The 25,925-nt window shown below is 57.3% G+C and carries 19 protein-coding genes; 18 read left to right on the top strand and 1 reads right to left on the bottom strand.

From position 1 onward, the window contains the following. The first annotated feature begins 17 nt into the window (after nucleotides 1–17). The 18 genes from ytfJ (at nucleotide 18) to DW088_RS14745 (ending at nucleotide 25,519) form a co-directional block, all read left to right on the top strand. On the top strand, nucleotides 18–458 hold the full coding sequence (gene ytfJ, locus DW088_RS14830) for a GerW family sporulation protein (RefSeq protein WP_118361752.1): 441 nt from the start codon (nucleotides 18–20) through the stop codon (nucleotides 456–458). A 71-nt stretch (nucleotides 459–529) separates the two neighbouring features. Further along, nucleotides 530–1,606: a D-alanyl-D-alanine carboxypeptidase family protein gene (locus DW088_RS14825; protein ID WP_158574719.1), complete on the top strand. Its 1,077-nt coding sequence runs from the start codon at nucleotides 530–532 to the stop codon at nucleotides 1,604–1,606. Nucleotides 1,607–1,815: 209 nt separating this feature from the next. Next, complete coding sequence (locus DW088_RS14820; protein WP_117492319.1) at nucleotides 1,816–2,547, top strand: pseudouridine synthase; 732 nt, start codon at nucleotides 1,816–1,818, stop codon at nucleotides 2,545–2,547. Between the two features lie 131 nt (nucleotides 2,548–2,678). Beyond that, nucleotides 2,679–3,548: a MurR/RpiR family transcriptional regulator gene (locus DW088_RS14815; RefSeq protein WP_118361748.1), complete on the top strand. Its 870-nt coding sequence runs from the start codon at nucleotides 2,679–2,681 to the stop codon at nucleotides 3,546–3,548. Beyond that, entirely contained in the window at nucleotides 3,545–4,774 is a 1,230-nt protein-coding gene (locus DW088_RS14810) for an NAD(P)/FAD-dependent oxidoreductase (protein ID WP_118361746.1), read from the top strand. Before DW088_RS14815 ends, DW088_RS14810 begins: the two co-directional genes overlap by 4 nt. Continuing rightward, on the top strand, nucleotides 4,771–5,454 hold the full coding sequence (cmk, locus tag DW088_RS14805) for a (d)CMP kinase (protein ID WP_227109852.1): 684 nt from the start codon (nucleotides 4,771–4,773) through the stop codon (nucleotides 5,452–5,454). The genes DW088_RS14810 and cmk overlap by 4 nt, the downstream gene beginning before the upstream one ends. After that, nucleotides 5,451–6,035 carry a lysophospholipid acyltransferase family protein gene (locus DW088_RS14800; protein WP_118361744.1) on the top strand — a complete coding sequence of 195 codons (585 nt, stop codon included), beginning with the start codon at nucleotides 5,451–5,453 and terminating at the stop codon, nucleotides 6,033–6,035. The genes cmk and DW088_RS14800 overlap by 4 nt, the downstream gene beginning before the upstream one ends. After that, complete coding sequence (locus DW088_RS14795) at nucleotides 6,032–7,963, top strand: bifunctional 4-hydroxy-3-methylbut-2-enyl diphosphate reductase/30S ribosomal protein S1 (RefSeq protein ID WP_118361742.1); 1,932 nt, start codon at nucleotides 6,032–6,034, stop codon at nucleotides 7,961–7,963. The genes DW088_RS14800 and DW088_RS14795 overlap by 4 nt, the downstream gene beginning before the upstream one ends. Before the next feature lie 312 nt (nucleotides 7,964–8,275). Next, a complete protein-coding gene (yunB, locus tag DW088_RS14790; RefSeq protein WP_158574718.1) occupies nucleotides 8,276–8,974 on the top strand; it encodes a sporulation protein YunB in 699 nt (232 codons plus the stop codon). Between the two features lie 73 nt (nucleotides 8,975–9,047). After that, entirely contained in the window at nucleotides 9,048–11,039 is a 1,992-nt protein-coding gene (ligA, locus tag DW088_RS14785) for an NAD-dependent DNA ligase LigA (RefSeq protein ID WP_118361738.1), read from the top strand. Between the two features lie 144 nt (nucleotides 11,040–11,183). After that, a complete protein-coding gene (gene gatC, locus DW088_RS14780) occupies nucleotides 11,184–11,471 on the top strand; it encodes an Asp-tRNA(Asn)/Glu-tRNA(Gln) amidotransferase subunit GatC (protein ID WP_110436649.1) in 288 nt (95 codons plus the stop codon). A gap of 15 nt (nucleotides 11,472–11,486) precedes the next feature. Beyond that, nucleotides 11,487–12,956, top strand: a complete 1,470-nt coding sequence (gatA, locus tag DW088_RS14775) for an Asp-tRNA(Asn)/Glu-tRNA(Gln) amidotransferase subunit GatA (RefSeq protein ID WP_118286271.1) — start codon at nucleotides 11,487–11,489, stop codon at nucleotides 12,954–12,956. Between the two features lie 15 nt (nucleotides 12,957–12,971). Further along, the gene (gene gatB / locus DW088_RS14770; RefSeq protein WP_118361736.1) at nucleotides 12,972–14,396 is read left to right on the top strand and encodes an Asp-tRNA(Asn)/Glu-tRNA(Gln) amidotransferase subunit GatB; all 1,425 of its coding nucleotides are present in this window, start codon (nucleotides 12,972–12,974) and stop codon (nucleotides 14,394–14,396) included. Nucleotides 14,397–14,624: 228 nt separating this feature from the next. Beyond that, nucleotides 14,625–16,331: an ATP-binding protein gene (locus DW088_RS14765; RefSeq protein ID WP_118361734.1), complete on the top strand. Its 1,707-nt coding sequence runs from the start codon at nucleotides 14,625–14,627 to the stop codon at nucleotides 16,329–16,331. Further along, complete coding sequence (locus DW088_RS14760; RefSeq protein WP_118361732.1) at nucleotides 16,331–21,082, top strand: leucine-rich repeat domain-containing protein; 4,752 nt, start codon at nucleotides 16,331–16,333, stop codon at nucleotides 21,080–21,082. The genes DW088_RS14765 and DW088_RS14760 overlap by 1 nt, the downstream gene beginning before the upstream one ends. Continuing rightward, the gene (locus tag DW088_RS14755; protein ID WP_118361730.1) at nucleotides 21,079–22,017 is read left to right on the top strand and encodes an AAA family ATPase; all 939 of its coding nucleotides are present in this window, start codon (nucleotides 21,079–21,081) and stop codon (nucleotides 22,015–22,017) included. The genes DW088_RS14760 and DW088_RS14755 overlap by 4 nt, the downstream gene beginning before the upstream one ends. A gap of 6 nt (nucleotides 22,018–22,023) precedes the next feature. Beyond that, the gene (locus DW088_RS14750; protein WP_118361728.1) at nucleotides 22,024–23,196 is read left to right on the top strand and encodes a DUF58 domain-containing protein; all 1,173 of its coding nucleotides are present in this window, start codon (nucleotides 22,024–22,026) and stop codon (nucleotides 23,194–23,196) included. A gap of 16 nt (nucleotides 23,197–23,212) precedes the next feature. Further along, entirely contained in the window at nucleotides 23,213–25,519 is a 2,307-nt protein-coding gene (locus DW088_RS14745; protein WP_118361726.1) for a transglutaminase-like domain-containing protein, read from the top strand. 36 nt (nucleotides 25,520–25,555) lie between these two features. Here DW088_RS14745 and DW088_RS14740 read toward each other — a convergent pair whose 3' ends face one another. Beyond that, the gene (locus tag DW088_RS14740) at nucleotides 25,556–25,735 is read right to left on the bottom strand and encodes a hypothetical protein (protein ID WP_118361724.1); all 180 of its coding nucleotides are present in this window, start codon (nucleotides 25,733–25,735) and stop codon (nucleotides 25,556–25,558) included. Nucleotides 25,736–25,925: the final 190 nt, after the last annotated feature.

Below are 25,925 nucleotides of genomic sequence, written 5' to 3'. Positions count from 1 at the left end.
AAAGGAAGGCGAAAATTATGAGTGAACATCATCCCATCAGCGATTTGATGACCGAAACCATGTCCAAAATCAAGGAAATGGTGGATGTTAATACCATTATCGGCAACCCGATCGTAGCGGCGGACGGCACGACCGTTATCCCGGTCTCCAAGGTGTCGTTCGGCTTCGGCGCAGGCGGCAGCGAGTTCGCGTCCAAGCACGCGGCAAGCGGGTCTCCGCTTGCGTTCGGCGGCGGCAGCGGCGCCGGTGTGACGGTTTCGCCGGTGTGCTTCCTTGTCATCGGCAGGGACGGCAGCGCCAATATCCTCGGCATCAACGCACAGGCGTCCGACACGGTGGACCGTCTGGTCGAGATGATCCCGGGTGCGATCAACAAGGTGTCCAATTTCGTCAGCGGCTTCAAGGGCAAGACCGAGGACGCAGCGGCTGCTGCAGAACCCCTGTCCGGCGACGAATAAAACTGCGTTTTCCCGCAAAACCTACTCGCGTGAATGCTGAGTAGGTTTTGTTATGCGGGGAGTGGTGCAATGTGAAAAAGCTGTTTTGCGTGCTCGCGCTTTTGCTCGTTCTGCCGAGGGCAGGCGCGGTGAGCGCACAGGGGGCGGTCGTGATCGATGCGGACACGGGCGAAACGCTGTTCGAGCAGAACGCGGACAGCCGCCTGCCGATGGCGTCCACCACCAAGATCATGACCGCGCTCGTCGCGCTCGGCGAGGGTGACCTTGACCGCGTGTATACCGTAAAGCCGGAGTACGCCGCCGTGGAAGGCTCGTCCATGTACCTGAAAGCAGGTGAGACACTCTCTCTGCGGGATACGCTGTACGGACTCATGCTCGCGTCCGGCAACGACGCGGCGGTCGCCATCGCGGGAGAGTGCGGCGGCATGACAGCCTTCGTGGGCAAAATGAACGCCAAAGCGGCGGAACTCGGTCTGACGGACACACATTTCGACAATCCGAACGGCCTGCCGTCCGATACGCACTACACCACCGCGCATGAGCTGGCGAAAATCACCGCGGCGGCGCTCAAGGACCCGGTGTTCCGGCAGATCGTCTCGACAAAAAGCTGCACGGTCAGCGGGCACGCGCTGAGCAATCACAACCGTCTGCTGAGCATGTATGATGGCGCGATCGGCGTGAAAACCGGCTTTACGCGGGCGGCAGGGCGGTGTCTGGTCTCGGCGGCTGAGCGCAGCGGGCGCACCATCATCGCGGTGACGCTTAATGACCCGAACGACTGGAACGACCACATGGAGATGCTCGACGCCGGTTTTGCGCAGTACAGCGAGGTCACGCTGCATAAGGCAGGAGACACGATCGCAAACGTGCGCGTGTTCGGCGGCGATACCGCGTCCGTGCCGCTCGCAGCGAAAAATACCGTGACGGCATATCTGCTGCCGGGTGAAAGGGAGAAACTGCAGCGCGTGCGCTACGGCGAAAAAATCTGCTATGCACCGGTCGTGAAGACGGCACAGGCAGGTTCGGTCGAATATCGGCTCGGGGATTGCGTGCTGGCTCGGGATACACTGGTCTATGGCGGGGAATCCTTGCTGCCGGCGGAGGAAAAGGGTATCGTTGAGAAAATTTTAGAGCGATTTACAAATTAGCAACACACTTTATTGTAGGGCGGACTGACCGCATCCCGCCGTTCCCCAATGAACAAATGAGTGCAATGGGGATTATTGAGATACCGGTTTTCATTTTTACGGTATCCGTTGTTGTTGATACGGCGATTGTCGTTAGACGGCGGGGTGAGGACCCCCCGTCCTACGGAATAGTGTTACATAATGTAATAATTGAGAAAGAGGAATTATACATGGAAGAAAGACTGCAGAAATTACTGGCGCAAGCAGGTTTGTGCTCCCGCCGTGAGGCGGAGCGTTGGATCGACGACGGCCGCGTAACGGTAAACGGCAAAAAGGCTTCGGTCGGTGACAAGGCCGATCCGCGCCGTGACAAAATTTTCGTGGACGGCAAGCCTATCGGCGGTGCCGAGGAAAAGGTATACTTAATGCTGTACAAGCCGCGCGGCTATGTCACGACGATGAAGGACGAGCACGGCCGCAAGACGGTTGCCGATCTGGTACGCGGCTGCGGTGCGCGTGTCGTGCCGGTCGGTCGTCTGGACTACAACTCCGAGGGTCTGCTGCTGCTGACCAACGACGGCGATCTGCTCAACGCGCTGACCCATCCGCGCCACGAGGTAGAGAAGCATTACGAGGTGCGCGTACGCGGCAATCTGGAAAACATCCCAAAGCTCGCAGAGCCGATGGAGATTGACGGCTACAGCATCCGTCCGGCAACGGTTGTTACCATTGACCGTGACGAAATCAGCGCGAAGCTGCGCCTGACCATCCACGAGGGCCGCAACCGCCAGATTCGCAAAATGTGCGAGAAGTGCGGTCTGGAGGTTCGCCGCCTCAAGCGTGTGGCAATGGGCACGATGCCGCTTGATCCGCACCTCAAGAGCGGCGCATGGCGCGAGCTGACGAATGACGAGATTGCGTATCTGCAGGACATCGCTGCCGATGTGCAGGAGAACCTCTGATTTTTTAAGGGAATCCCTGCCTTTTTGCAATTTACACCCATATGCTCTTGCATTTTTTTGCAGGTTCACTTAAAATAGTATCGTGCAAATGCAGGAATGTATGCAGAGAATGCAATGCAGGAGAGAATATAATGAATGACCTGATCACAAAAATTCAAAGCGAGCTGCCCGGCTTTTCCAAGGGTCAGAAGCAGATCGCGCGTTTTATCTTAGAGCACTACGACAAGGCTGCGTTCATGACCGCGAGCCGTCTGGGTGTGACTGTCGGCGTGAGCGAAAGCACGGTCGTGCGCTTTGCGACCGAGCTTGGCTATGACGGCTATCCGCACCTGCAGCGCGCTCTGCAGGAGATGATCCGCAACAAGCTGACTTCGGTGCAGCGCATGGAGGTCGCGGGCGACCGCATGGGCGGCCGCGATGTGCTGCAGACCGTGCTGCATGCGGACACGGATATGATTCGCGTAACGCTCGACGAGATCGACCGCGATGCCTTTCAGGGTGCGGTGGACGCGCTCATGGGCGCCAAGCGAATCTACATTCTCGGTGTGCGCTCCTCGAGCGCGTTAGCCAGCTTTCTGGGTTTTTACTTCAATCTTTTGTTTGAAAATGTGACGCTTGTACATACGAACAGCGTCAGCGAGATTTTTGAGCAGGTGCTCCGTGTCGGACCGGGTGACGTGCTGTTCGGCATCAGCTTCCCGCGCTATTCCAAGCGCACGCTGAGTGCAATGAAGTACGCCCGCGACCGCGGCGCCCGCGTTATCGCATTGACCGACTCGCAGCTGTCTCCGCTGGCGCGTGTAGCTGATCATGTGCTGCTCGCACGCAGCGATATGGCGAGCTTTGTCGATTCGCTCGTGGCGCCCTTGTCGGTCATCAACGCACTGATCGTGGCTGTCGGCATGAGCCGCCGCGATGAGATTGAACATACATTTAATAAGCTGGAGCGCATCTGGGAAGAATACGACGTATATGAAAAACCGGAGGACGATATAAATTGAACATTATCGTAATCGGCGGCGGCGCAGCCGGTCTGATGGCGGCAGGTACTGCCGCGGAGCAGGGCGCGCAGGTGACGCTGTTGGAAACCAACGAAAAAGTTGGCCGCAAGCTGTTTATCACGGGCAAGGGCCGCTGCAACGTGTGCAATAACTGCGATGTGCAGGAGGTTCTGCGCAACGTGCCGGTCAACCCGCGCTTTCTGTATTCCGCGCTCGGCGGCTTCGGTCCGGCGGACGTGATGGACTTTTTCGAGAGCCGCGGCGTGGCGCTCAAAACAGAGCGCGGCAACCGCGTGTTCCCGCAGTCGGACAAGGCAGCCGACATCATCGATGCGCTGTTCCTGTGGGTGAAAAAGGCGGGTGTGACCATCGTACATACGACCGCAGACGAGCTGCTCATCGAGGACGGTGTGCTCACAGGCGTTCGTGCCGGTCACAAGACGTACAAGGCGGACCGCGTGATCGTAGCGACCGGTGGTGCGTCCTATCCGCAGACCGGCTCGACCGGTGACGGCTACCGCTTTGCCAGGCAGGCAGGGCACACGGTCGTGCCCGCAAATCCGTCGCTCGTGCCGCTCGTCGAGGACGGCGACACCTGTCAGCAGCTGATGGGGCTCAGCCTGCGCAACGTGCAGCTGACCGTATATGAAAATAACAAAAAACTCTACTCGGACTTCGGCGAAATGCTGTTCACGCACTTCGGTCTGTCCGGTCCGCTGGTGCTGTCCGCGAGTGCGCATATGCGCCATTTCGGCAGCAAAAAGTACCGTGTGGAGATTGATCTCAAGCCCGCGCTGGACGAAAAGACGCTCGACAAGCGTCTGCTCGCGGACTTTGACAAGCACAAGAACAGCGATTTTATCAACGCGCTCGGTGAGCTGCTCCCGAAGAAGCTGATTCCGGTGGTGATCGAAAAGAGCGGCATCGACCCGCGCGAGAAGGTCAATTCCATCACCAAGGCACAGCGCGCCGCGCTGCTGCGCGTACTCAAGGCGTTTCCGGTCGAGATTTCCGGCAAGCGTCCGATCGCCGAGGCGATTATCACTACGGGCGGCGTATCCGTCCGCGAGGTCAGCCCGAAAAGCATGGAGTCCAAAAAGCTGCCGCACCTGTATTTCGCAGGCGAGGTGCTCGATGTGGACGCCTACACGGGCGGCTTCAACCTGCAGATTGCGTGGTCCACGGGCCGTCTGGCGGGTCTGTCGGCTGCGGAGGAGGAATCATGATGAAGTACATTTCGGTTGCCATTGACGGCCCGTCCGGGGCCGGAAAATCCACCGTGGCGCGTGCTGCCGCGGCAAAACTCGGCTATGTATATGTGGATACGGGTGCGATGTACCGTTCCATCGGTCTGGCGGTGTGCCGCAGGGGCATTGCCGGAGAGGATACGGCAGGCATTATCGCAACCCTGCCGGAGATTGCCATTCAGCTGACCTATCAGGACGGCGCACAGCACGTTCTCCTGAACGGCGAGGATGTCTCCGAAGCCATCCGCACACCGGAGATTTCGTACTACGCGTCCAAGGTATCCGCGGTGCCGGAAGTACGCCGGTTTCTGCTGGAAACCCAGCGCAATATGGCGAAAAACGGCAATATTCTGATGGACGGCCGCGACATCGGCACGGTCATCCTGCCGGATGCGCCGGTCAAGATTTTCCTGACTGCGTCTGCACAGTCCCGTGCGGAGCGCCGCTATAAGGAACTGATTGAGAAGGGTCAGCAGGTGACGATGGACGGCATCCTGCACGATATCAACGAGCGCGACAGGCAGGACATGACGAGAGCCGTTGCGCCGCTCAAACAGGCGGACGATGCGGTTCTGCTGGATACGAGCAGCCTGACGCTCGAGGAGAGCATAGCAGCCGTTCTGCGTATTATTCGTGAAAAAACGGAGGAAAAGGCATGAAATTCAAGTACCACCGCTGGTTCCAGGCTCTGGTTGTGCCGCTGGTAGCGCTGGCGTTCCATATTTTCTTTGGCTATCGCGTGATCGGACGCGAAAACATCCCGGAGGGCGGCTGCGTTGTCTGTCCGAACCATGTGCAGTTGTCCGACCCGCCGTTTGCGGCGGTCGCACTCGGCGGTAAGACGCCGCTGCGCCTAATGGCGAAAAAAGAGCTGTTCCGGAAGAAGATATTCGCGTGGCTGATCGCGGCGCTCGGCGCTTTTCCGATCGACCGCGAGGGCGCGGATATCACCGCCATCAAGACCGCACTCGGCTCGGTCCGTGCCGGTCAGAAGCTGATCATTTTCCCGCAGGGCACGCGCCATGCCTCCGAAGGGGAGACCAAAAAGGGCGCGGCTATGTTGGCAGTTAAGACCCGGGCACCAATCCTGCCGATGTATATCACCGAGGGCAAGCGTTTCCGCTGCAGAGCCACAGTCGTGATCGGTAAGCCGTTCACGCCGGATCCGAAGCAGAAGGACTACGGCCTGATCGCGGATGATATCCTGCGCCGCATCTACGCGCTGAAGGAGCAGGTATGAGCGTAACGGTAGCTAAAACCGCCGGATTCTGCTTCGGCGTGCGCCGTGCCGTGGACCTCGCCGAGCAGCAGGCGAAAAAAAACGGAAAAATTTATGCCTATGGTGAAATCATTCACAACATGCACGAAATTGAGCGGCTGGAGAAGCTCGGTGTGTACACCGCGCATGCGCTGGAGGACATTCCGGACGGTGCCGGCGTGCTCATTCGGGCGCACGGTGTACCGCGAAATGTTTACATGCTGCTTCAAGCAAAAAAGTGCGAAATCTTTGATGCAACCTGCCCTTTTGTGCGGAAAATACACAAAATCGTGGATAAAGAGAGCGCGGACGGACGGCTGATCGTCATTCTCGGCAGCGCAGGACATCCGGAGGTTGTGGGCATTCAGGGCTGGTGCGGCGAGTCGGTCGTGCTCGAGGGCGAGGAGCAGGCGAGAGCCTTCTCGGAACAGCCTGAAATGGGAAATAAACCCATTTCTCTGGTCGCACAGACCACTGTTAACCGGTCAATTTGGAATATTTCCGTAGGACTTATAAAAAAAAGGTGTACAAACCTCAAAATTTTTGATACAATATGTAAAGCGACGGATGAGCGCCAGTCGGAGGCTCGTCTGCTTGCCGGTGTATCGGATCAAATGATCGTGATCGGAGATAAGAAAAGCTCCAACACCAAACGGCTGTATGAGATCAGCCGGTCGCTGTGCTCGGATGTGCGCTACATCGAAGACGCGGCAGAGCTTACTACGCAGGAGCTCGGGCAGCACCAGCACATCGGGATCACGGCGGGAGCATCCACACCGGCATGGATAATTAAGGAGGTCAGTAACATGATGAGCGAAGAAACCAAGATTGAAACTGGTGAGGACTTTGCAGCAATGCTGGAGGAGTCCTTCAAGACTTTAAATAATGGAGAAAAGGTAACCGGCACCGTTGTAGGTATTTCCAATAACGACGTACAGGTAGATCTGGGCGTTAAGCACACTGCGTATATCCCGCTGGGTGAGCTGTCTGACGACCCGAACTACGACGTAGCTGCCAACATCCACGTTGGCGACGAGATCGAGGCTGTTGTTGTTCGCGTAAACGACGGCGAGGGCACCATCACTCTGTCCAAGAAGCGCGTTGATCAGCTGAAGGGCTGGGAGACCGTTGAGAAGGCTTACGAGGAGCACACCCCGGTTGAGGGCACCATCGTTGAGGAGAACCGCGGCGGCGTTGTAGCAACTGCATTCGGCGTACGCGTATTCATCCCGGCATCCCAGACCGGCGTACCGAAGGATCAGCCGATGAGCCAGCTGGTTAAGACCAAGCAGTCCTTCTATATCACCGAGATCAACCGTCAGCGCAAGCGCGTTGTTGGTTCTATCCGTCAGATCCAGCAGGAGGCTCGCAAGGCTGCTGCTGAGCAGATCTGGAACACCATCGAGATCGGCAACGAGTACGACGGCACCGTTAAGTCCCTGACTTCCTACGGCGCATTCGTAGACATCGGCGGTGTGGACGGCATGGTTCACATCTCCGAGCTGTCCTGGGGCCGCATCAAGCACCCGTCCGAGGTCGTTTCTGTTGGCGACAAGGTAAAGGTATTCGTTATCGGTCTGGATAAGGAAAACAAGAAGATCTCCCTCGGCTACAAGCGCGAGGAGGACAATCCGTGGAACGTATTCAAGTCCAAGTACGACATCGGCTCTGTTGCTGAGGTTAAGATCCTCAAGTTCATGCCGTTCGGCGCATTCGCTGAGATCGTACCGGGCGTTGACGGCCTGATCCACATTTCTCAGATCGCTGATCACCGCATCGCAAAGCCGGAGGACGAGCTGGAGGTTGGCCAGGTTGTCGAGGCTAAGATCATCGACATCAACGACGAGAAGAAGAAGGTATCTCTGTCCATCCGTGCTCTGCTCGAGGACGGCGAGGATTACGAGGACTAATTCCTCATTTAGCTGTTAAGCGCAAAGAAGCACCTGATTTATCGGGTGCTTCTTTTTTGTTAATTGGTGATTGCGAATTGGTAATTAGTAGTCAGTAATTAACGTGACGGTTAAGCGGTTATGTAAAATAACCGTCCTAATGTGTCCTAATCTGTTAAAAAGGGAATATATATTGGCAGATAATAACAGTAAAACAGTTTAGGACGGTTTAGGACAGTTTTTTAATAGAGAAATATATTGTAACGCTTTACCGCAGGGTGCGACAAGGTGATTATGCAAACGTATGCCGCATACGCTGAATGGGGTGGTATTATGCGGCGCAGACGGAAAAACGGCAGGAGACTGGCACTTGTCATACTGATACTGATAGTAGCGGTTGGTCTTGGCTTGCTGACCATACGCTTTCAGCGCATTTTCATGGAGTACGCCGTCAACGTCTGCGAGGACAGCGCCATCAAGGAGATCAACACCTTGATGGAGGACGAGGTTTTCTCCCATCCGGACGAATTTGCCGACCTTGTGGTGCTTGAGCGCGACAGCGATAACCGCATCACGGCCTTGCGTACGGATATTATCGCAGTCGGAAAGGTAAAGGCGCGTATCGTCAACGGTCTGTTTGACCGGCTGGATTATCTGGAGGAAACGGAGACTGAGGTGCCTCTCGGCACGGTATTCGCGCCCAATTTGTTTACCGGAATGGGCCCGAGGGTGAAGGTCGGTCTTGCGGGGCTTGCTCAGATGGAGGCGCAGTTCGTCAGCGCGTTTACCGCGGCGGGCATCAACCAGACGCGCCACCAGATTCTCATCGAGGTGCACGCCGGCTTCCGCATTCTCACGCCGTTTGGCGGGGAAGACCGGGAAATCGTCTCGACATACCCGGTCACGGACACGGTTATCGTCGGCACGGTGCCCGAACGGTACACCTATATCGGCGGCTCCGGCTCTGATCTGCTCGGCGAAATCCGCGATTACGAGGAAAATTCGGATATTTCTCACGAAATCGGAAAATAATACTTCAAAAACTGCTCGTCATTTGGTATACTTAATCTGTGTGAGTATTTGCTCACACCAAAGGAGTTTTATTATGGACGTGCGTGAGCAGATTACCGCTCTGCGGGAGCAGCTGCGGTATCACAACGAAAAATACTATAACGAGGACGCGCCCGAGATCACCGACTATGAGTACGACATGCTGCAGCGTCAGCTTCGCACGCTCGAGGCCGAGCATCCGGAGATGGCAGACGCGAACTCTCCGACCCAGCGGGTCGGCGGTACGGCGAGCAGCCGGTTTGCCAAGGTGACGCACGCCTACCCGCTCGAAAGCCTGCAGGATGTTTTCTCGTTTGACGAGCTGGGCGAGTTCTATTCCCGTGTGGAGAATGCCGTCGGACAGGCGGAGTACGTTGTCGAGTACAAGATCGACGGCCTTTCGGTCGCGCTCGAATATGTGGACGGCGTGTTCGTCCGCGGTGCGACACGCGGTGACGGTCAGGTGGGCGAGGACGTAACCAAGAACCTCAAAACCATCAAGGACATCCCGAAAAAGCTGGAGAACGCGCCGCCGCATTTGATCGTGCGTGGTGAGGTCTACATGAAAAAGTCCGTGTTCGATGCCCTCAACGCCGAACTGGAGCTGCACGACAAGCCGCTCCTTGCCAATCCGCGCAACGCGGCGGCGGGTTCTCTGCGGCAGAAGGACAGCAAAATTACGCGGGAAAGAAAGCTGTCCATCTTCTGCTTCAACATCCAGAACAGCGATGAGCTGCCGATGGAAAGCCATGTGCAGGCGCTTGATTACCTCAAGAGCCTTGGTTTTCCGACAAGCCCGCGCTATCCGGTCTACACCGACCCGCGGGACGTGCAGCGCGAAATCGAGAATATGGGCGAGACCCGCGGTGAACTGGATTTCGACATTGACGGTGCTGTTGTCAAGGTCAATTCCTTCGCGCAGCGCGAAACGCTCGGTTCGACCGCGAAATTTCCTCGGTGGGCGGCGGCGTACAAGTACCCGCCCGAGGTCAAGCAGACCCTGCTCAAGGATATCGTCATCACGGTGGGACGCACCGGCGTGCTGACACCGAATGCCGTGCTCGAGCCGGTACGGCTTGCGGGCACCTCGGTGTCCCGCGCAACGCTGCACAACCGCGATTTTATCCGTCAGCTCGATGCCCGCGTGGGCGACATTGTTTCCGTCCGAAAAGCCGGAGAAATCATTCCGGAGATCATCGGCGTGGAAAAGGACCGGCGCCCGCTGGATTCGGTTCCGTACGAGTTCCCGAAGTTCTGTCCGGTGTGCGGCGCGCCGGTGTACGACGATGAGGACGAGGCGGCTATCCGCTGCACGAGTGCCTCGTGTCCGGCGCAGCTTTTGCGAAACCTGATGCACTTTGCGTCGCGTGACGCGATGGACATCGACGGCTGCGGCGAGGGCAACCTGCAGAAGCTGATCGACGCCGGACTGGTCAAGTCGGCGGCTGACCTGTACGACCTGACGGTCGAGCAGCTGCTGCCGCTCGGCAAAAAGGTGGATGTCTGGGCGAACAATCTTGTCCGCTCCATCGAGGCCAGCAAGACCCGCGACCTGTCGCGGCTGCTGTTCGCGTTCGGCATCCGGCATGTCGGCCAGAAGGCGGGCTGCATCCTGAGCGACCACTTCGGCTCGCTTGATGCGCTGCTGACTGCGCCGGTCGAGGAGATGACCGAGATCCGTGACATCGGACAGACCACGGCGGAGAGCATCGCCGCCTGGCGGGAGCTGCCGCAGTCACATACACTCATCGAAAAGCTGCGCGCACACGGCGTCAACTTTATCGGTGAAAAGACTGCAAAGAGCGACCTGCTCGCCGGAAAGACCATTGTGGCGACCGGCAGCCTGACGCTCTATACCCGCAAGGAGATCAACGATCTGATCGAGTCTCTCGGCGGCAAAGCGGCCGGTTCGGTCTCGAAAAAGACCAGCTACGTTGTCGCAGGCGAAAACGCCGGCAGCAAGCTGCAGAAGGCAGCAGAGCTGGGAATCCCGGTCTTGACGGAAGAAGAATTCCGGACAATGATCGAGAGCGGCAATATCGAATGAAATACACCGTCGGGCGGGGCACCCCAGGGTGGCTTCTCTTGCGGCTTTGCCGCAATTCACCTTCTGCCCTCACCCCGCCGCACCAAACCATTTACAGCGTTAAATACCTATTTTAGATAGATTAAAAATTGGAGGAGAAACGACATGGCAATTTCCAGAAAAGAAATTGAGCACATCGCGTCCCTGGCACGTCTGGATTCGACCGGCGGCATTTTCGACCGTCTGGCCGATGACATGCAGGGTATCGTCGCAATGGTGGACAAGCTGGCTGAGCTTGACCTGGGCGACATCACCGATGTTATCAACACCGAGCGCAAGAATGCGTTCCACGAGGACGAAGTGATTCAGGAATTCACGCCGGATGAGCTGATCGAGCCGAATGCACCGGACTTCCAGTGCGGCGGCGTAGCAGTTCCGCGTGTTGTCGAGTAAGGAGGGGACAGAATCATGGCACTTTACGAAAAAACTGCGTCCGAGCTGTCCGAGCTGCTCGGCAAAAAGGAAATCTCCGCAGTAGAGCTGGCAAAGGACGTTTTTGCCCGCACCAAGGCGGTAGAGGATAAGGTTCAGGGCTACGTTACCGTAGCCGAGGAGTCCGCGCTGGCACAGGCAGAAGCGGTTGACAAGAAGCGCGCGAGCGGCGATACGCTGTCCGCGCTGGCCGGTATTCCGATCGCAATTAAGGACAACATCTGCACCAAGGGCACGCTGACCACCTGCGCGTCCAAGATGCTGGGCAATTTCAAGCCGCCGTATAACGCAACCGTTATGGAGAAGCTGATTGCTTCCGATGCGGTCATCACCGGCAAGGCCAACATGGACGAGTTCGCAATGGGCTCCTCCTGCGAGAATTCGGCTATGCACCCGACCCACAACCCGCATGGTCTCGACCGTGTACCGGGCGGTTCCTCCGGCGGCTCCGCTGCTGTTGTTGCAGCAGGCGAGGCTCCGCTGGCGCTCGGCTCGGATACCGGCGGCTCTATCCGTCAGCCGGCGTCCTTCTGCGGCGTTGTCGGCATGAAGCCGACCTACGGTGCGGTTTCCCGTTACGGTCTGATTGCATTCGCATCTTCTCTCGACCAGATCGGCCCGTTCGGCCGCTCTATCGAGGACGCAGCCATGCTGCTCGATGCGGTTACCGGTCACGATCCGCTGCACGATTCCACCTCTGTCAAGACCCCGTTTGAGGGTTCGCTGCGCGCCAACCTGAACGCTGACGTCAAGGGTCTCAAGATCGGTCTGCCGAAGGAGTATTTCGGCGAGGGCATCTCGGATGCTGTTCGCAAGAACGTTATGGCGGCTGCAGAGGCGTACAAGGCACTCGGCGCAGAGGTATTCGAGATCTCTCTGCCGCTCGTTGAGTATGCACTGCCGATCTACTACATCCTCTCTTCTGCAGAGGCTTCCTCTAACCTTGCCCGTTTCGATGGCGTAAAGTACGGCTACCGTACCCCGAATGCAGGCGATGACATCATCGAGCTGTACACCAAGAGCCGTTCCGAGGGCTTCGGCGCCGAGGTTCAGCGCCGCATCATGCTGGGCACCTACGTTCTGTCCTCCGGCTACTACGATGCGTACTACAAGAAGGCTCGTGCCGCACAGCGCAAGATCCGCGAGGAGTTTGCAAACGCATTCGAGAAGTGCGACGTCATCCTGACGCCGGTTGCGCCGACCACCGCTTACGAGATCGGCTCCAAGACCACCAATCCGCTCGAGATGTACGCAGGCGATATCTGCACGGTTTCTGTCAATATCGCCGGTCTGCCGGGTCTGGTTCAGCCGTGCGGTTTTGATGAGAACCACATGCCGGTCGGCATGCAGCTCATCGGTCCGCGCTTCGGCGAGCAGACGCTGCTGAACGCCGGTCTGGCTTTTGAGCAGGCATCCGGTCTCAAGAACATCATCGCTGCACTGTAAGGGAGGAAGACAAACATGAAATACGAAGCTGTCATCGGTCTGGAAGTGCATGCGGAGCTGTCCACCAAGAGCAAGATTTACTGCTCGTGCTCCACTGGCTTCGGCGCACCGATCAACACCCACACCTGCCCGGTCTGCACCGGTATGCCGGGCGCACTGCCGGTACTCAACAAGCAGGTTGTACACTACGCCGCAAAGATGGGTAAGGCTACCGGCTGCACCATCAATCAGCTGTGCAAGGCTGACCGTAAGAACTATTTTTACCCCGATCTGCCGAAGGCATATCAGATCTCTCAGTTTGATGTGCCGATCTGCGAGAACGGCGAGGTATTCTTCTATGTGGACGGCGTGAAGCACTCCTGCCGTCTCGAGCGCATCCACTTCGAGGAGGATGCGGGCAAGCTGCTGCATGACGAGATCGACGGCACCATCGTTGACTTCAACCGCTGCGGCGTACCGCTGATCGAGATGGTAACCCGTCCCGACCTGCATTCCTCTGCCGAGGCAAAGGAATTTCTTGAAATGATCAAGACTACGCTGTCCTACCTCGATATCTGCGACTGCAAGATGGAGGAAGGCTCCATCCGCTGTGACGTTAACGTTTCCATCCGTCCGGAGGGCTCCACCGAGCTGGGCACCCGTGTCGAGATGAAGAACATCAACACCTTCTCCGGTGCGGTTCGCGCGATCGACTACGAGATTGCACGCCAGATCGAGGTTGTAGAGAACGGCGGCGAAATCCAGCAGGAGACCCGCCGCTGGGACGACGTTAAGCTGAAGAACACGGTAATGCGTACCAAGGAAGACGCACAGGATTACCGTTACTTCCCGGATCCGGACCTGATCGCCGTCGAGATTTCCGACGAGTGGCTGCACCGGATCGAGAGCGAGGTTCCGGAGCTGCCGATCACCCGTTACGAGCGTTACCTCAACGAGTACGGCATGACCGCCATGGAGGCGCGTCTGCTGTCCGACAGCTTTGAGAAGGCCGAGCTGCTCGACGCTGCTGCAAAGCAGGTTAAGCCCAAGGCTGCCGCAAACTGGATTCTGTCCGATATCTCCAAGTACCTGAACGACAAGGGCGTAAGCCTCCGCGAGACCAAGATGACCGCGGACAAGCTGGTTGCTCTGGTTAAGCTGATCGAGGCCGGCACCATCTCCGGCAACGCAGGCAAGAAGGTTCTGCCGAGCATGTTCGAGACCGACGAGACCGTTGAGGCTATCGTTGACCGCATGGGCCTCAAGCAGGTATCCGACGAGGGCGCAATTCTGGCCATCGTACAGGACGTTATTGCCAAGAACGAAAAGGCTGTTGCCGACTTCAAGGCAGGCAAGAATGTTACCGGCTTCCTCGTAGGCCAGTGCATGAAGGCTTCCAAGGGTCAGGGCAACCCGCAGATCATCAACAAGCTGATTGCCTCCGAGCTGGCAAAGCTGTAATTCAGCTTAAAACCAAATTGATACAAGAGGATACAGAACAGTACTGTTCTGTATCCTTTTTTGTGCTTTTAGGGGAGAAATTTGTCGGAGAGAGCGGTTGTATTGGGGAAAAATGTTGTCAATCGACAGATATAGGAGTATAATGCTATTATGTGTAAATGGATATGTAGGTATCGACTGGATGATAAATACAGAAAAGAGTAAAACTGGAATTCGGCAGGTGAAGGAATGCATATAACGGATTGGCTGGAAATATTGGGTGAGCACTTTCCGTTGGTGGTGATCGGCTGCGTTGAGGCACTGCTGGCAGTTGCGCTGCTGTGTGCGGCGCTGCGGAACCGCGGGCAGTGTGCGGATAAAAAAAGGAGCGCACTTCGGCGGGCAGATGAGATTCTGCTGTACAACATGGATCGACAGAGCAATGACGTATGCCTTGTCATGCGTCGGCGCGACCTGCTGCCGCTCTGTGCGGCAGGCGATATGCAGAGCCTGCTCGGTGTGACGTTCGAGCAGCTCCGGCAGGATGTTATGCTGCTTGCGGACGCGCTGGAGGACGGGCAGAACGGCGTTTCTGTCTGGAAGAAATACCGTGCGTGGGACGGAGCGCAGCCGTTCGAGACCGTCCTTCGGACAAAGAACGGCGAATGGGTGCAGCTGAATGTGACACGCAGTGAGGACGATGGATATGATCTGTTCTGCTTCAGCCGCACGACCGGGCTGTGCGGGCGGATGGAACAGTACGAGGAGCGCCTTGCCAAGATCGAGGAGGAGAGCCGGTCCAAGACGACCTTCCTGTCGCGCATGTCACACGAGATCCGTACCCCAATGAACGGCATAATCGGTATGCTGACGCTCGCGGAGAACCACCTCGAGGCGAATGCACCGGCGATGCAGTATCTGACCAAGGCGGATGAGCTGTCCGATCACATGCTCGCGCTCATCAACGACATTCTGGATATGTCGCGTATCGAAGCGGGCAAGGTCGAACTGGAAAACAAGGTGTTCAGCCTGCGGGAGCTGGGTGACCGCCTGTACGATATGTTTGCGAAAAACCTTGACAGCCGCGGCATCCGCTACGAGGTCAGCTTTGACGGTGTGGCCGTGGATTACGTCCTTGGCGATGAGCTGCGCATCAGCCAGATTATCATCAATTTTCTGTCCAATGCGGTCAAATTTACGAGCGAGGGTGAAATTATTGTCACCTTCCGGCAGATGATGCTGCGGAACGGCGTGGCGGATATGATGATCCGCGTACACGATACCGGCATCGGTATGCAGCCGGCGTTTATCAGCCGTATTTTCCGTCCGTTTGAGCAGGAGACCGTGGGGACCTCTCGGAAATACGGCGGCACCGGTCTCGGCATGGCCATCACCGACCAGCTTGTCAAGCTGATGGGCGGCGAGATCGTGGTGGAGAGCCAGCCGGGCAGAGGCTCGGATTTCTCGGTGTATCTGCATCTGCCGGTTGCTGAAAAGCCTGCGGAACCGGCGGCAGAGCCGTCTCGCGCATCTGCGGAGGAGAACGCGGATGCGTTCCGCGGCAGACGCATCCTGCTTGTCGAGGACAACGAGATCAACGCGATGATCATGGTCGAGGTGCTGCAGGAGATGGGCGCCGAGATCGAGAAGGCCGAAAACGGACAGATCGCGGTGGATATGTTCGCAGATCATCCGGAAAACTACTACGATTTTATTCTGATGGACGTGCAGATGCCGGTGATGGACGGCCGCACGGCGGCCCGCACCATTCGTGCGATGGAGCGTCCGGATGCGAAGAGCATCCTGATTTTTGCGCTGTCGGCAGATGCGTTTGTCGAGGACGAGCGCTTGTCCATCGAGAGCGGCATGAACGGTCATTACGCAAAACCGGTCGATTTTCAGGCACTGCAGCGTAATATCGGCAAATTTCTGCAGAGAAGAGAAAGGAGGAGCTGATGGGAAAGCTGGATAAGATTCTGCTGTCGCGGGCAATACTGACCAAAACCGTACTCGGTGCGGCAGCCGCCGCAGCGCTGACAACGGGCACGGTTCTGGGCGTTTTGTCGTACCGCTCGGGCAATCATTTTCACCCCTCGGACACGGAGCGCGGCTTCAATGCCAATCAGGTGCATTTTGATGACGATCAGGACGTGAAGGGCAGCGACAGCACGGCAGAAAAGGACGACAGCGAGCTTTGGGAGCAGGACAGCGGCGCGGACGATACCAGCGGCCCGCAGAACGACAGCAGTGCGGATTTCATGTTCCAGCGCGAGCGCATGCAGGAGAATTTCTCCGACCCGCTCTCGGTTGCCGGCGGTACGGCAGACACGAGCGTGGCGGCGAGCAGCTCCGGCGATATCGTATATAACGTGACGAATGACCGCGGCAGCGCGGATGTCATCATCGGCGGCAGACCGGGCGGCACGACTGCTGTTGTGCCCGGAAACGGCGGCGCCGGCACAGGAGAAAATCCGGGCGGCAATAGCGGCGCGGCAAATCCGGCAAAGCCTGATACGCCGAATACCCCGGGAGAGCCGTCCGCGCCGGGCAATAATAAGCCGAGTAAGCCGGGCGGCGGCAGTTCAGACAATACGAATGGCGGCGGCACGGCTGCCCCGCCATCAGGCCAGGGCGGCTCCATTGCGGATACCATGCGGGAGCCGGATTCCGGAAAGACCAGCGTAGGCATCTTCGGTGAGCACGATCCGATCAGTAAGCCGTATTATGAAGGGAATGTGAATGACAACACAGTAAAGGAGGTTGTTATTCGGCAGCCGCAGAATAGTTCGGGAGAGGCAGACCCGTCTGCGCTGTACGCCGGTCAGAAAAACATCACTGCCCGCAAGATCTACAATGCATTGGAAACCTATGTAAATGACCACAACGGCAACATTTACTACTGGAGCAACCTGAAGGGTGCAGATAACAGCGATTTGCATTTCGGCGTGTTCGTCCGTATCAACGGTATCTGGATCGGCGATACCTTCTTCAGCTTCTTTAATGAGGCAACCGGAGAATATGATAAGACTCTGGATGAGATTCCGAGCGATGTGACCGAGATCAAAATCAGTGCGTCTTACCGCTTCAGTGCAGAAAGTGCGTGGAAGGACTACTCGGATGTTACCTACACGCTGGAGCGAAACCGTATCTTCATCCTCAACCGCAGGCTGACGGAAAGCGATAAAAACGGTCAGTTCAGCAGTGATATCCTGCTCAATCCATATAAGGATACCAGCTTTGATCCGGATGATGAGAGCAAGGTAATCGACCTGTACAGCTATCAGAGAGATCTGCTGGGCGAGGAACGTCTGTCTGCGTTGTTCCCCGGCTGGCTGGAGGACGGCAAGCTGATTCCGTGGATGTATCATCCGGCGGCGGGCCGTCGTGTTATCGAGCCTGCGGATATGGTCCCGTTGGAGGATAACTATATAGTGCAGGTCAAAATCCGTTGGTATGACATGGATACCGGCGCGGTAACCCGTTCGCTGGGCGATGCCGCAGACGGTCCTGCAGCGGATTCTTGGGACGAGACCGAACCGGATCTGCCGGTCAGCGCACCGAAGTTCTCAATCACCCAGAAATTCATCTACATGCAGACACTTACCAGCTATGAGGGCGATCCCGGCAGTGTGCTCGAGGTACCGAAGTATGTGCAGGCGGTGGATATGGGCACGGAAAACACCCTGCATGAGGTTGATTACATCAAAATCCCGGATACGGTGCGGTATGTCAACACGAAAAACTACAGCGAACAGACGGAAGGCACACAGACAGCCGTAAAGGGCATCAAGGTCAGGAAGGGCTATATTGTGGATGCGGGCAGCACAGCGTATGCCGCAACCGCGGACGGAATTCTTACCAATGCGGACGGCAGTGCATACCTTGGCATTCCGTATGACATGACCGAGCTGACCGTTCCGAAAAATGTAGAGAAGGTGACGCTGCCGAACGCAACACAGGTGACCAGACTGGTCCTGCAGGCGAAAGCTGCCTGCGACCTGCCGAAAATCGACTTTGGCGGTATGGACAGCGGCGTTATTATTGTGGAGCCGGACGTATTTCATGCTTTCGTGCGCAGTAACGAAACTGCGCTGGAGGGCATGCGTGTGAACGTTGCATCCTCGGACGGCAGTTGGGAATCACACGATGGTGCTTATCTGGAGAAGGACGCCGAGGGGAACAAAACGCTCACCCATGTGCGGGCACAGACCAGATATTATACGCTGCCGGGCGGCGTCGGCACCATCGGTCCGAACGCGTTTGCGGACGCGGAAAAGGTTGAAACTATCATTCTGCCCGAGGGCGAAGACGGGATTGCAATCGACCCGAACAGTTTCCGAAGCAGCAATGTGGATACCATCCTGTGCGGCGGGAAGGCGCAGGCAGAGAACGTGCAGGCGCAGCTTGACGCGGCAGGCATTACGGATGTCCGCGCAATCGTCCTGCAGACCAACAGCCGGGGCGAGACCTACTACACAGACGAGCGCAGCGCGGAGGTTGTGCTGATGGCCGGTGACCCGGCTAAGACCGAGTTTGACGGCACGATTCAGGATGCGGACGGCAATACGCTGTCGGTGACCACACTGGCAGACGGTGCGTTTGCAGGCAGTCAGAATCTGCAGTGGGCGCTTCTGCCGGGAACGCTGACAAATATCGGTGCACAGGCGTTTTACGGCTGCTCCAATCTGGAGGGCATCATGATTGATGCGAACGGAGAGGTGTCTGTCGGCAATGCGGCGTTTGATAACTGTACCTCGCTGAACTTTATCGCGTCCAACGCGCGGTCCATCAATATGGGCGAGTATTCGGTCAGCACGGGAGCACAGGCAACGGTGATGTATTCCCCGACCGGGGGAATCGGCTACGGTGAGGACTGGACGTATTTCATTGAGGAATCCGGTGTGCAGCGCTACGATGTTGTAGATATCGGCAGCACGAAAATGCTGTACGGCGCGAGCGATGGCAAGGACTGGCTCGGTCTGCGTGCCGGCAGGCACACCGAAGGGGAGCTTGCCTTGCCGGAGGGGACGGTAGAGCTGTTCGATAAGGCGTTTTACGGCGCCGAGGGCTCGTTTACCATCAACTGGGATAAACTGCCGGACCTGCAGTATATTGATGCTTATGTGTTTGCCGATTCCGGTCTGGAGGGTGAGGTCGTTACAGCCGTCAGCGAGGTCGGTGAGGCGGCATTCCAGAGCACAAATATCACGAAGCTGGAGTTGAACGGCTATATACAGCGCCTGGATATGAACTCGTTCGTGGATTGCAAGAGCCTGACCGGTGTTTCCATTACACGGGGCTTTGAAAATAACAGCAGCATATACACCGGTCTGTTCAGTGCATGCAGTGCGCTGGAGGATATCACGATTGCCGATTTCGGCAATGTGCCGCAGCTTTTGACATTCAGTGCATCCTCCGCGTTTACCTTTAACTATGAATGGACGTGGCAGGATACGCTGCAGCGGGTTCACATCAGATCCGCCTGGGAGACCGGAGACGATATTGCACCGTCTTATGTAAAGAAATGGCGCTATTCGCTGCTCGGCAGCATGGACACACCGAATGCGACCGGCTACATGAATCTGTGGGACAACACCATGATGGACCTGATGTTCAATGGAACATGGGAGGATCTGTATGCAGAAACCGATGCGGCAGTTAAACAGAAACTCGTGGATGTGGAGAACGATATCCGCACCATGCTTGGCGCAGAAACGAAGGTAGAGGAACCCTCGGAGTTCTATCCGTATCGTGTACGGGGAGATTATATTACGCTGATCGGTGCGCCGTCCGACAAGACCACGATTGATCTGAATAATGAAACACTGGAACTGCTGGATGGCTGGTGCCTGGATTATATCGGTGAGGGAGCCTTCTCCAATACCAAAAACCTGGAATATCTCGTCCTGGAAAGCGGTCTGGCCGGCATTGAGCAGGATGCGTTCCGAGGGGTGGAGAGCGATACGCTGACCATGACCTTCATGGATGGCAATCCGCCGGAGCTGCTGAATTTTACACCGGGTGAGGGATATTCCTTCGGTATTGATGAAAGCAGGATAAAAATCTACATTCTTGCCTGGGGAGATGAGGAGGCTTATCTCCGTTTCATTGAAAAATGGATCTATCCGATGGCGGGATATCAAAACTATGCGGAAATGTATGCAGCTGTCGCTGCAGGCATGCCGGATGCAGCCGAGGAGGAAATCTATGCCAAAATGGAGGAAATCCTGCTGCCGGTCGAGAATCGTATCCGCAGAATGCTGTGGCATCGTGAGTGGATTCCGGGCGCATCGGAATTTGAAGAGGGCACCACTGTAGATACTCACTATCCGGAAGTGGACAAGCTCAGCTTTGAGCTTGCACCGAAAAAGCAGGAGCCGGAAATGGTTGAGCCGGATGATCAGAACAGGAATCCGGAGGAGAAGGATGACCTGACGCCGGTTCCGGAGCCGAATCCCGGCACGGACACTGACACCTCAAACGGCAATACCAGCGAACCGCCGACCATCGACGGTGATGCGGCAAACGAGCCGGCCGGTGACAGCACCGGCAAGGACACCGGCTCTGCCGACACCTCGGCGGATGATGCGACGGTTCTGCCGATGCCGGACGGCAAGCACGAGATCGTCATTCCGTCCGAACCGTCGGACAGCACTTCCACAGAAGATAACAGCACTTCCGCAGAAGATGAAGGAGAAACAGAATGATTGTTGAACAATCCAAGCAGATCATTGCCGAGGTCAATAAGGCGTTCATCGGCAGAAAAGATATTGTCGAGAAGATCCTGATGACCATTTATGCCGGAGGCCATGTGCTGCTGGAGGACTGTCCCGGTGTGGGCAAGACCACGCTCGCTGTGGCGTTTTCCCGCGCGCTGGGACTGAGCAACAAGCGCGTTCAGTTTACGCCGGATACGCTGCCGTCCGACATCACCGGCTTTACGATGTACAGCCGCGAGACCGGCAGGTTCGAGTACCGCGAGGGCGCGGCGAGCTGTCAGCTGCTGCTGGCCGACGAGATCAACCGTACCTCACCGAAAACGCAGTCCGCGCTGCTTGAGGTCATGGAGGAGCACACCATCACGGTGGACGGCGAAACGCACGCGCTGCCCGCGCCGTTTATCTGCATTGCGACCCAGAACCCGCTGGGTTCTGCCGGTACGCAGCCGCTGCCGCAGAGCCAGATCGACCGTTTCATGGTCAGTCTGTCCATAGGCTATCCGACCCTCGAAAACCAGATGAAGATCATCAACGCACAGCGGTACAGCAATCCGTTGGAGGAGATCCGCGCGGTGACTAACGCGCAGAATCTGCTTGAGGTGCAGAACTACCTGACCTCGGTACGCATGACCGACGGCGTGCTGGCGTATGCCATCCGTCTGTGTGAGCAGACTCGCAGCCATCCGCTGGTGGAGCTGGGCATCTCTCCGCGCGGCGTGTCCGCACTGGTCAGGATGGCGCGCGCAGGCGCGATTTTGCGTGAGCGCAACTACGTTGTGCCCGAGGATGTGCAGAACGTGTTCGTTGATGTATGTGCACACCGTCTGGCGCTGCGCCCGCAGGCGCGCGTGGAGGGCGTTGCCGCAAAGCAGGTGCTGGAGGAGATCATGGCGGAGATCAAGCCCGCGCACACAGAGGAGTGAGGCGCTATGTGGAAAAACCGGCTGGCGTTCGCGCTGCTGTATGCGGCGCTGCTCGTGCTGCTGATCCTGTTCAGCAAGCCGTTTCTGCTGGCGGCGCTCATCGTTCTGGTGGTATTGGCGGCGCTGATGGCGCTGCTCACCCGCAGGGATGCGCGGCTGCTGCGCACCTCTGTGCGCGTTAAATCCGGCGGGCGGGAAGGCGAAACCGTACCGATGACGTTCACGTTTGCGCCGAAACGGCGGCTGTTGGCGGCACAGAGCATTCTGGTCGAGGTGGAATCCCGCAACGATATGTTCGGCGTGAGCGTGCATAAATATCTGGTGTTCGACCTGGCGGACGATCAGCAGGAGTATACCATCGGTGTGCCGCTCGTCTGGTGCGGCAAGGTCACGTTCCGCTGCATTTCGGTGCAGGTGCGGGATATGTTTGGGCTGTTCAGCAGCAAGGCAAAGCCGTTCCCTGAAATCTGCACGGTGGTCTACCCGCATCATGTGCGCGTTTTAACCGAGCTGTCGAGTGCAACGATCGGCGCAACGCGCAATGACGGCGTTATGCAGAACCGTAAGGGCAGCGATGCAAGCGAAATGTTCGACATCCGCGACTATGTCCCGGGTGATGATATACGAACCATCCACTGGAAGCTGTCCGGCAAGACGGATGAGCTGATCGTTCGTCAGGCGAGCGCCCCTTCTCATTACAATATCGCGCTGCTGCCGGATTTCGGCCGCAGCCATCTGGCCGGACCGGAGGCACAGCAGGAGCTGAATGCGGCTGTCGCCATTGCATCGTCCGTTGCCGAGCGGCTGATTCGCCGCGGCGTGCCGTTCTGCACCGTCGTACCGACGAAACAAGGCATAGAGCGGTTTGAGATATGCACGGAGCGGGATTTTCACGAGCTTCTGCCGCGTTGGCTCAGCTTTCCGGTGCAGGAGACCGGCGGTTCGGGCCTGCGGTACTTTGTCATGGAGCATCTGGACCGGTATTTCACGCGCCTGCTCATCTTTTCCGCAGGACGCTATGAGCAGGATCTCAGCGGACTGGACAGCCGCGTCGGTGTACTGGTGCTGAGTGCGGTTTCGGGCATCAAGACCGCCCGTGTGGAGGGCAGCGGCTCGTGCAGCATCATGGAGCTGCCGACCGAACAGGATATCAATGAAGTGTACCGCGTGGTATGCTGAGTCATAGGAGTAAACGATGAAGCAGGCTGAGATTCGGCGGTATCGACCCGGCGAACGGACAAATCCATATCTGGCCGCCGGATGGATGGCGCTGCTGGCGGCATTGCTGTTGAGTGGTTCGCTGCTGACCATGCAGCGGCTGTGGAACGGTCGCGCACCGTCCCTTGCTGCCGTGTTTGCGGCTGCCGCGCTCAGCGCACTGTGCGGCGCTGCGGCGGATTTTGCGGCGAAACGCATTCCGGCGGCGCAGCTGCTGATGCTCGCACCCGTTCCGGCCGTGCTGATCGTGACCGGTTTCCGCGGATACATTGCAGGCGGCCGTGCATGGCTCAACACCATGCTCGACCGGTGGAATACGGTGCATGAAGGCGGTCTCGCGCTGTTTTCCGGTACAGCCTCCGAGCGGGATGTATGGGCGTTTGCGCTGTTGGCGGCGGTGCTCATCGGGCTGCTGTCATGGTATGCGGTCAGCCGGCAGAGCAGCCGGCTCGCGGCGTTTATCAGCGTATTCTGGCTGCTGCTTTCGCTGTTCGGCGAGGGATTCTATCCGTTGGCGCTTGTGCTGCTGACAGCGGGGCAGCTGGGTCTGCACATGACGAGCGGCAGCCGCGCGATCACCCGCAGAGCGGTTGTATGGTGCCTTGGCATATCGGCGGTGCTGTGTGCCTGTGCGGTGGGACTGTCCGGCACGGAAATGCCGTCGGTCGATCGTCTGCGGCAGAATATCAAGCAGACAGTGCACGATCTGCGCTACGGCAGGGATACGCTGCCGCAGGGCGAGCTTTCTCAGGCGAACCTGCTGCACGGAAGCAGCGAAACCATGCTGAATGTACACACGGAACAGGAAAAGTCGGTCTATCTGCGCGGATTTATCGGCGGAAAATATGAAAACGGCACATGGAAACCGCTGCCGGATGCCGTCTACGGCGGAGAAAACATCGGCATGCTGGACTGGCTGCAGACACAGGGCTTTGACCCGTTTACACAGTCGGCGGCATACTATCGGCTGACCGGCGATGCACCGGAGACCAACACGGTCGAGGTGTCGGTGAAGAACGCTTCGCGCGACGCGGTGTACGCACCGGCTTCGATGGAAAAGGTAACGGACGGTGACGTGCACGAACGCAGGGACGCGCTGCTCAAGGGACGCGGTCTGTTCGGCATCCGCAATTATACGGTGACCGAGGTTTCGGGTACGCGGCCGTCGGAGCTCATGGTCGCGGAGAGCTGGGTCAGCAACCCGCAGACTGAGGAGCAGACAGCCTATGCGCAGGCGGAATCCGTCTATCGCAGCTTTGTGTATGATGCATATACCGCAGCGGACGAGGATTTGCTGCCTGTGCTGAACCGTCTGTTCTGGCAGGATTATGATGATGAAAATGACGGCGTTTACAGTGCGCTCAGCCGCATCCGCGAGGTGCTGAAAGCGCAGGTGCGCTACAGCGAGACTGCCGGAGCCGCACCGGATAATGCGGACCCGATTGCATATTTTCTGACAGACTTGCGGAAGGGCAATGCAGTGCTTTATGCCTCAGCGACCGTGCAGGCGCTGCGGGCACACGGCATTCCCGCACGTTACGCGGAAGGTTACTATCTGCCGATTGCCAAAACGCAGAGCAGCGCGGACGGAACAGCTGCGTTGACCGGTCAGGACGCACATGCATGGGCTGAGGTCTATTTTGACGGTATCGGCTGGCTGCCGGTTGATGCGACGCCGGGTTACTATTTTGACGCGGTTGCGCTGCAGCAGATGGTCAGCCTGCCGGATACGGTGCGCAAAACTGCGGCTATCGACGAAGATCGGTCAGGTGCGGCTCAGGTGGTCGAGCCGTTCGGCACCGGTGGTTCCGAGCAGTCCAAGCCGCTGACTGTGGTGAAAAACGTGGCTGCGGTTGGATTTGGTATTGCCGGCATAGTTATTGTGCTGTTCACGCTGCTGCTGTGCGCGATGGAGCTGACGCGCGCGTTTCTGCTGTGGCATGCGGAACGTAAACGGCGCAGAATGTCGATCGAGGAGCGCGTGCGGCAGTCGCAGAAGCTGATGTTCAAGCTGATTTCCCTCTGGGGAATTGACGCGGCGCTCGGCTGGGAGACCGCAGCGACCGATAAGGCGCTTGCGGACACGCTGCCGTCGGTTAAGCCCGGAGAGTACGAGCGTGTGAACGGTCTGCTTGAGAAAACCATATACGGCGGCATCGCGCTTGAGCCGTTCGAGGAGCGCGCGCTCGATCTGTTTGTGCAGCGGCTTTGGGGAAGAAATTTGAAGAAAAGCTGGAAAATGCGCCTTAAACTGCGGTATGCGTGCTTGCTGGCGGCGAAATAAAAAGAAATCCCGAGGCGATAGGCTTCGGGATTTTTACTATTGCTGTACCTGCGGCAGCAGCAGACGGAAGGCGCAGAGCAGAAGTTCCTCACGCGTGTGCAGCTGTGCGCTGTGCGGAAGAATGCGCTGTCGGATTTCCGGAGAAAGTGCGTAAAAACAGTTGTAAGCCGTTTGATCAATGGACAACAGTGCTGTAAGATTGCAGAAATACTTCATGGAAATTCACCTCGGGATTCAGTATGGACAAGGGGAGAGCAAGCTATACGCAAAAAAATTTGGGAAAAATGAAAAAATGTGTTGACAAAGCGTATCGGGAGAGGTATACTAAATAAGCTGTTGATGAGCAGTTAAGAGCGACGAAAGTTGTGAAAACTCTTTAAAAACAGCAGATTGTACCTTGTAAATT

Origin of the sequence: Butyricicoccus sp. AM05-1 (assembly GCF_003474415.1) — a bacterium.
Classification (GTDB): Bacteria; Bacillota; Clostridia; order Oscillospirales; family Butyricicoccaceae; genus Agathobaculum; species Agathobaculum butyriciproducens.
The sequence above is the reverse complement of the archived record's forward strand: the minus strand, read 5'-3'. Positions and strand labels throughout refer to the sequence as shown.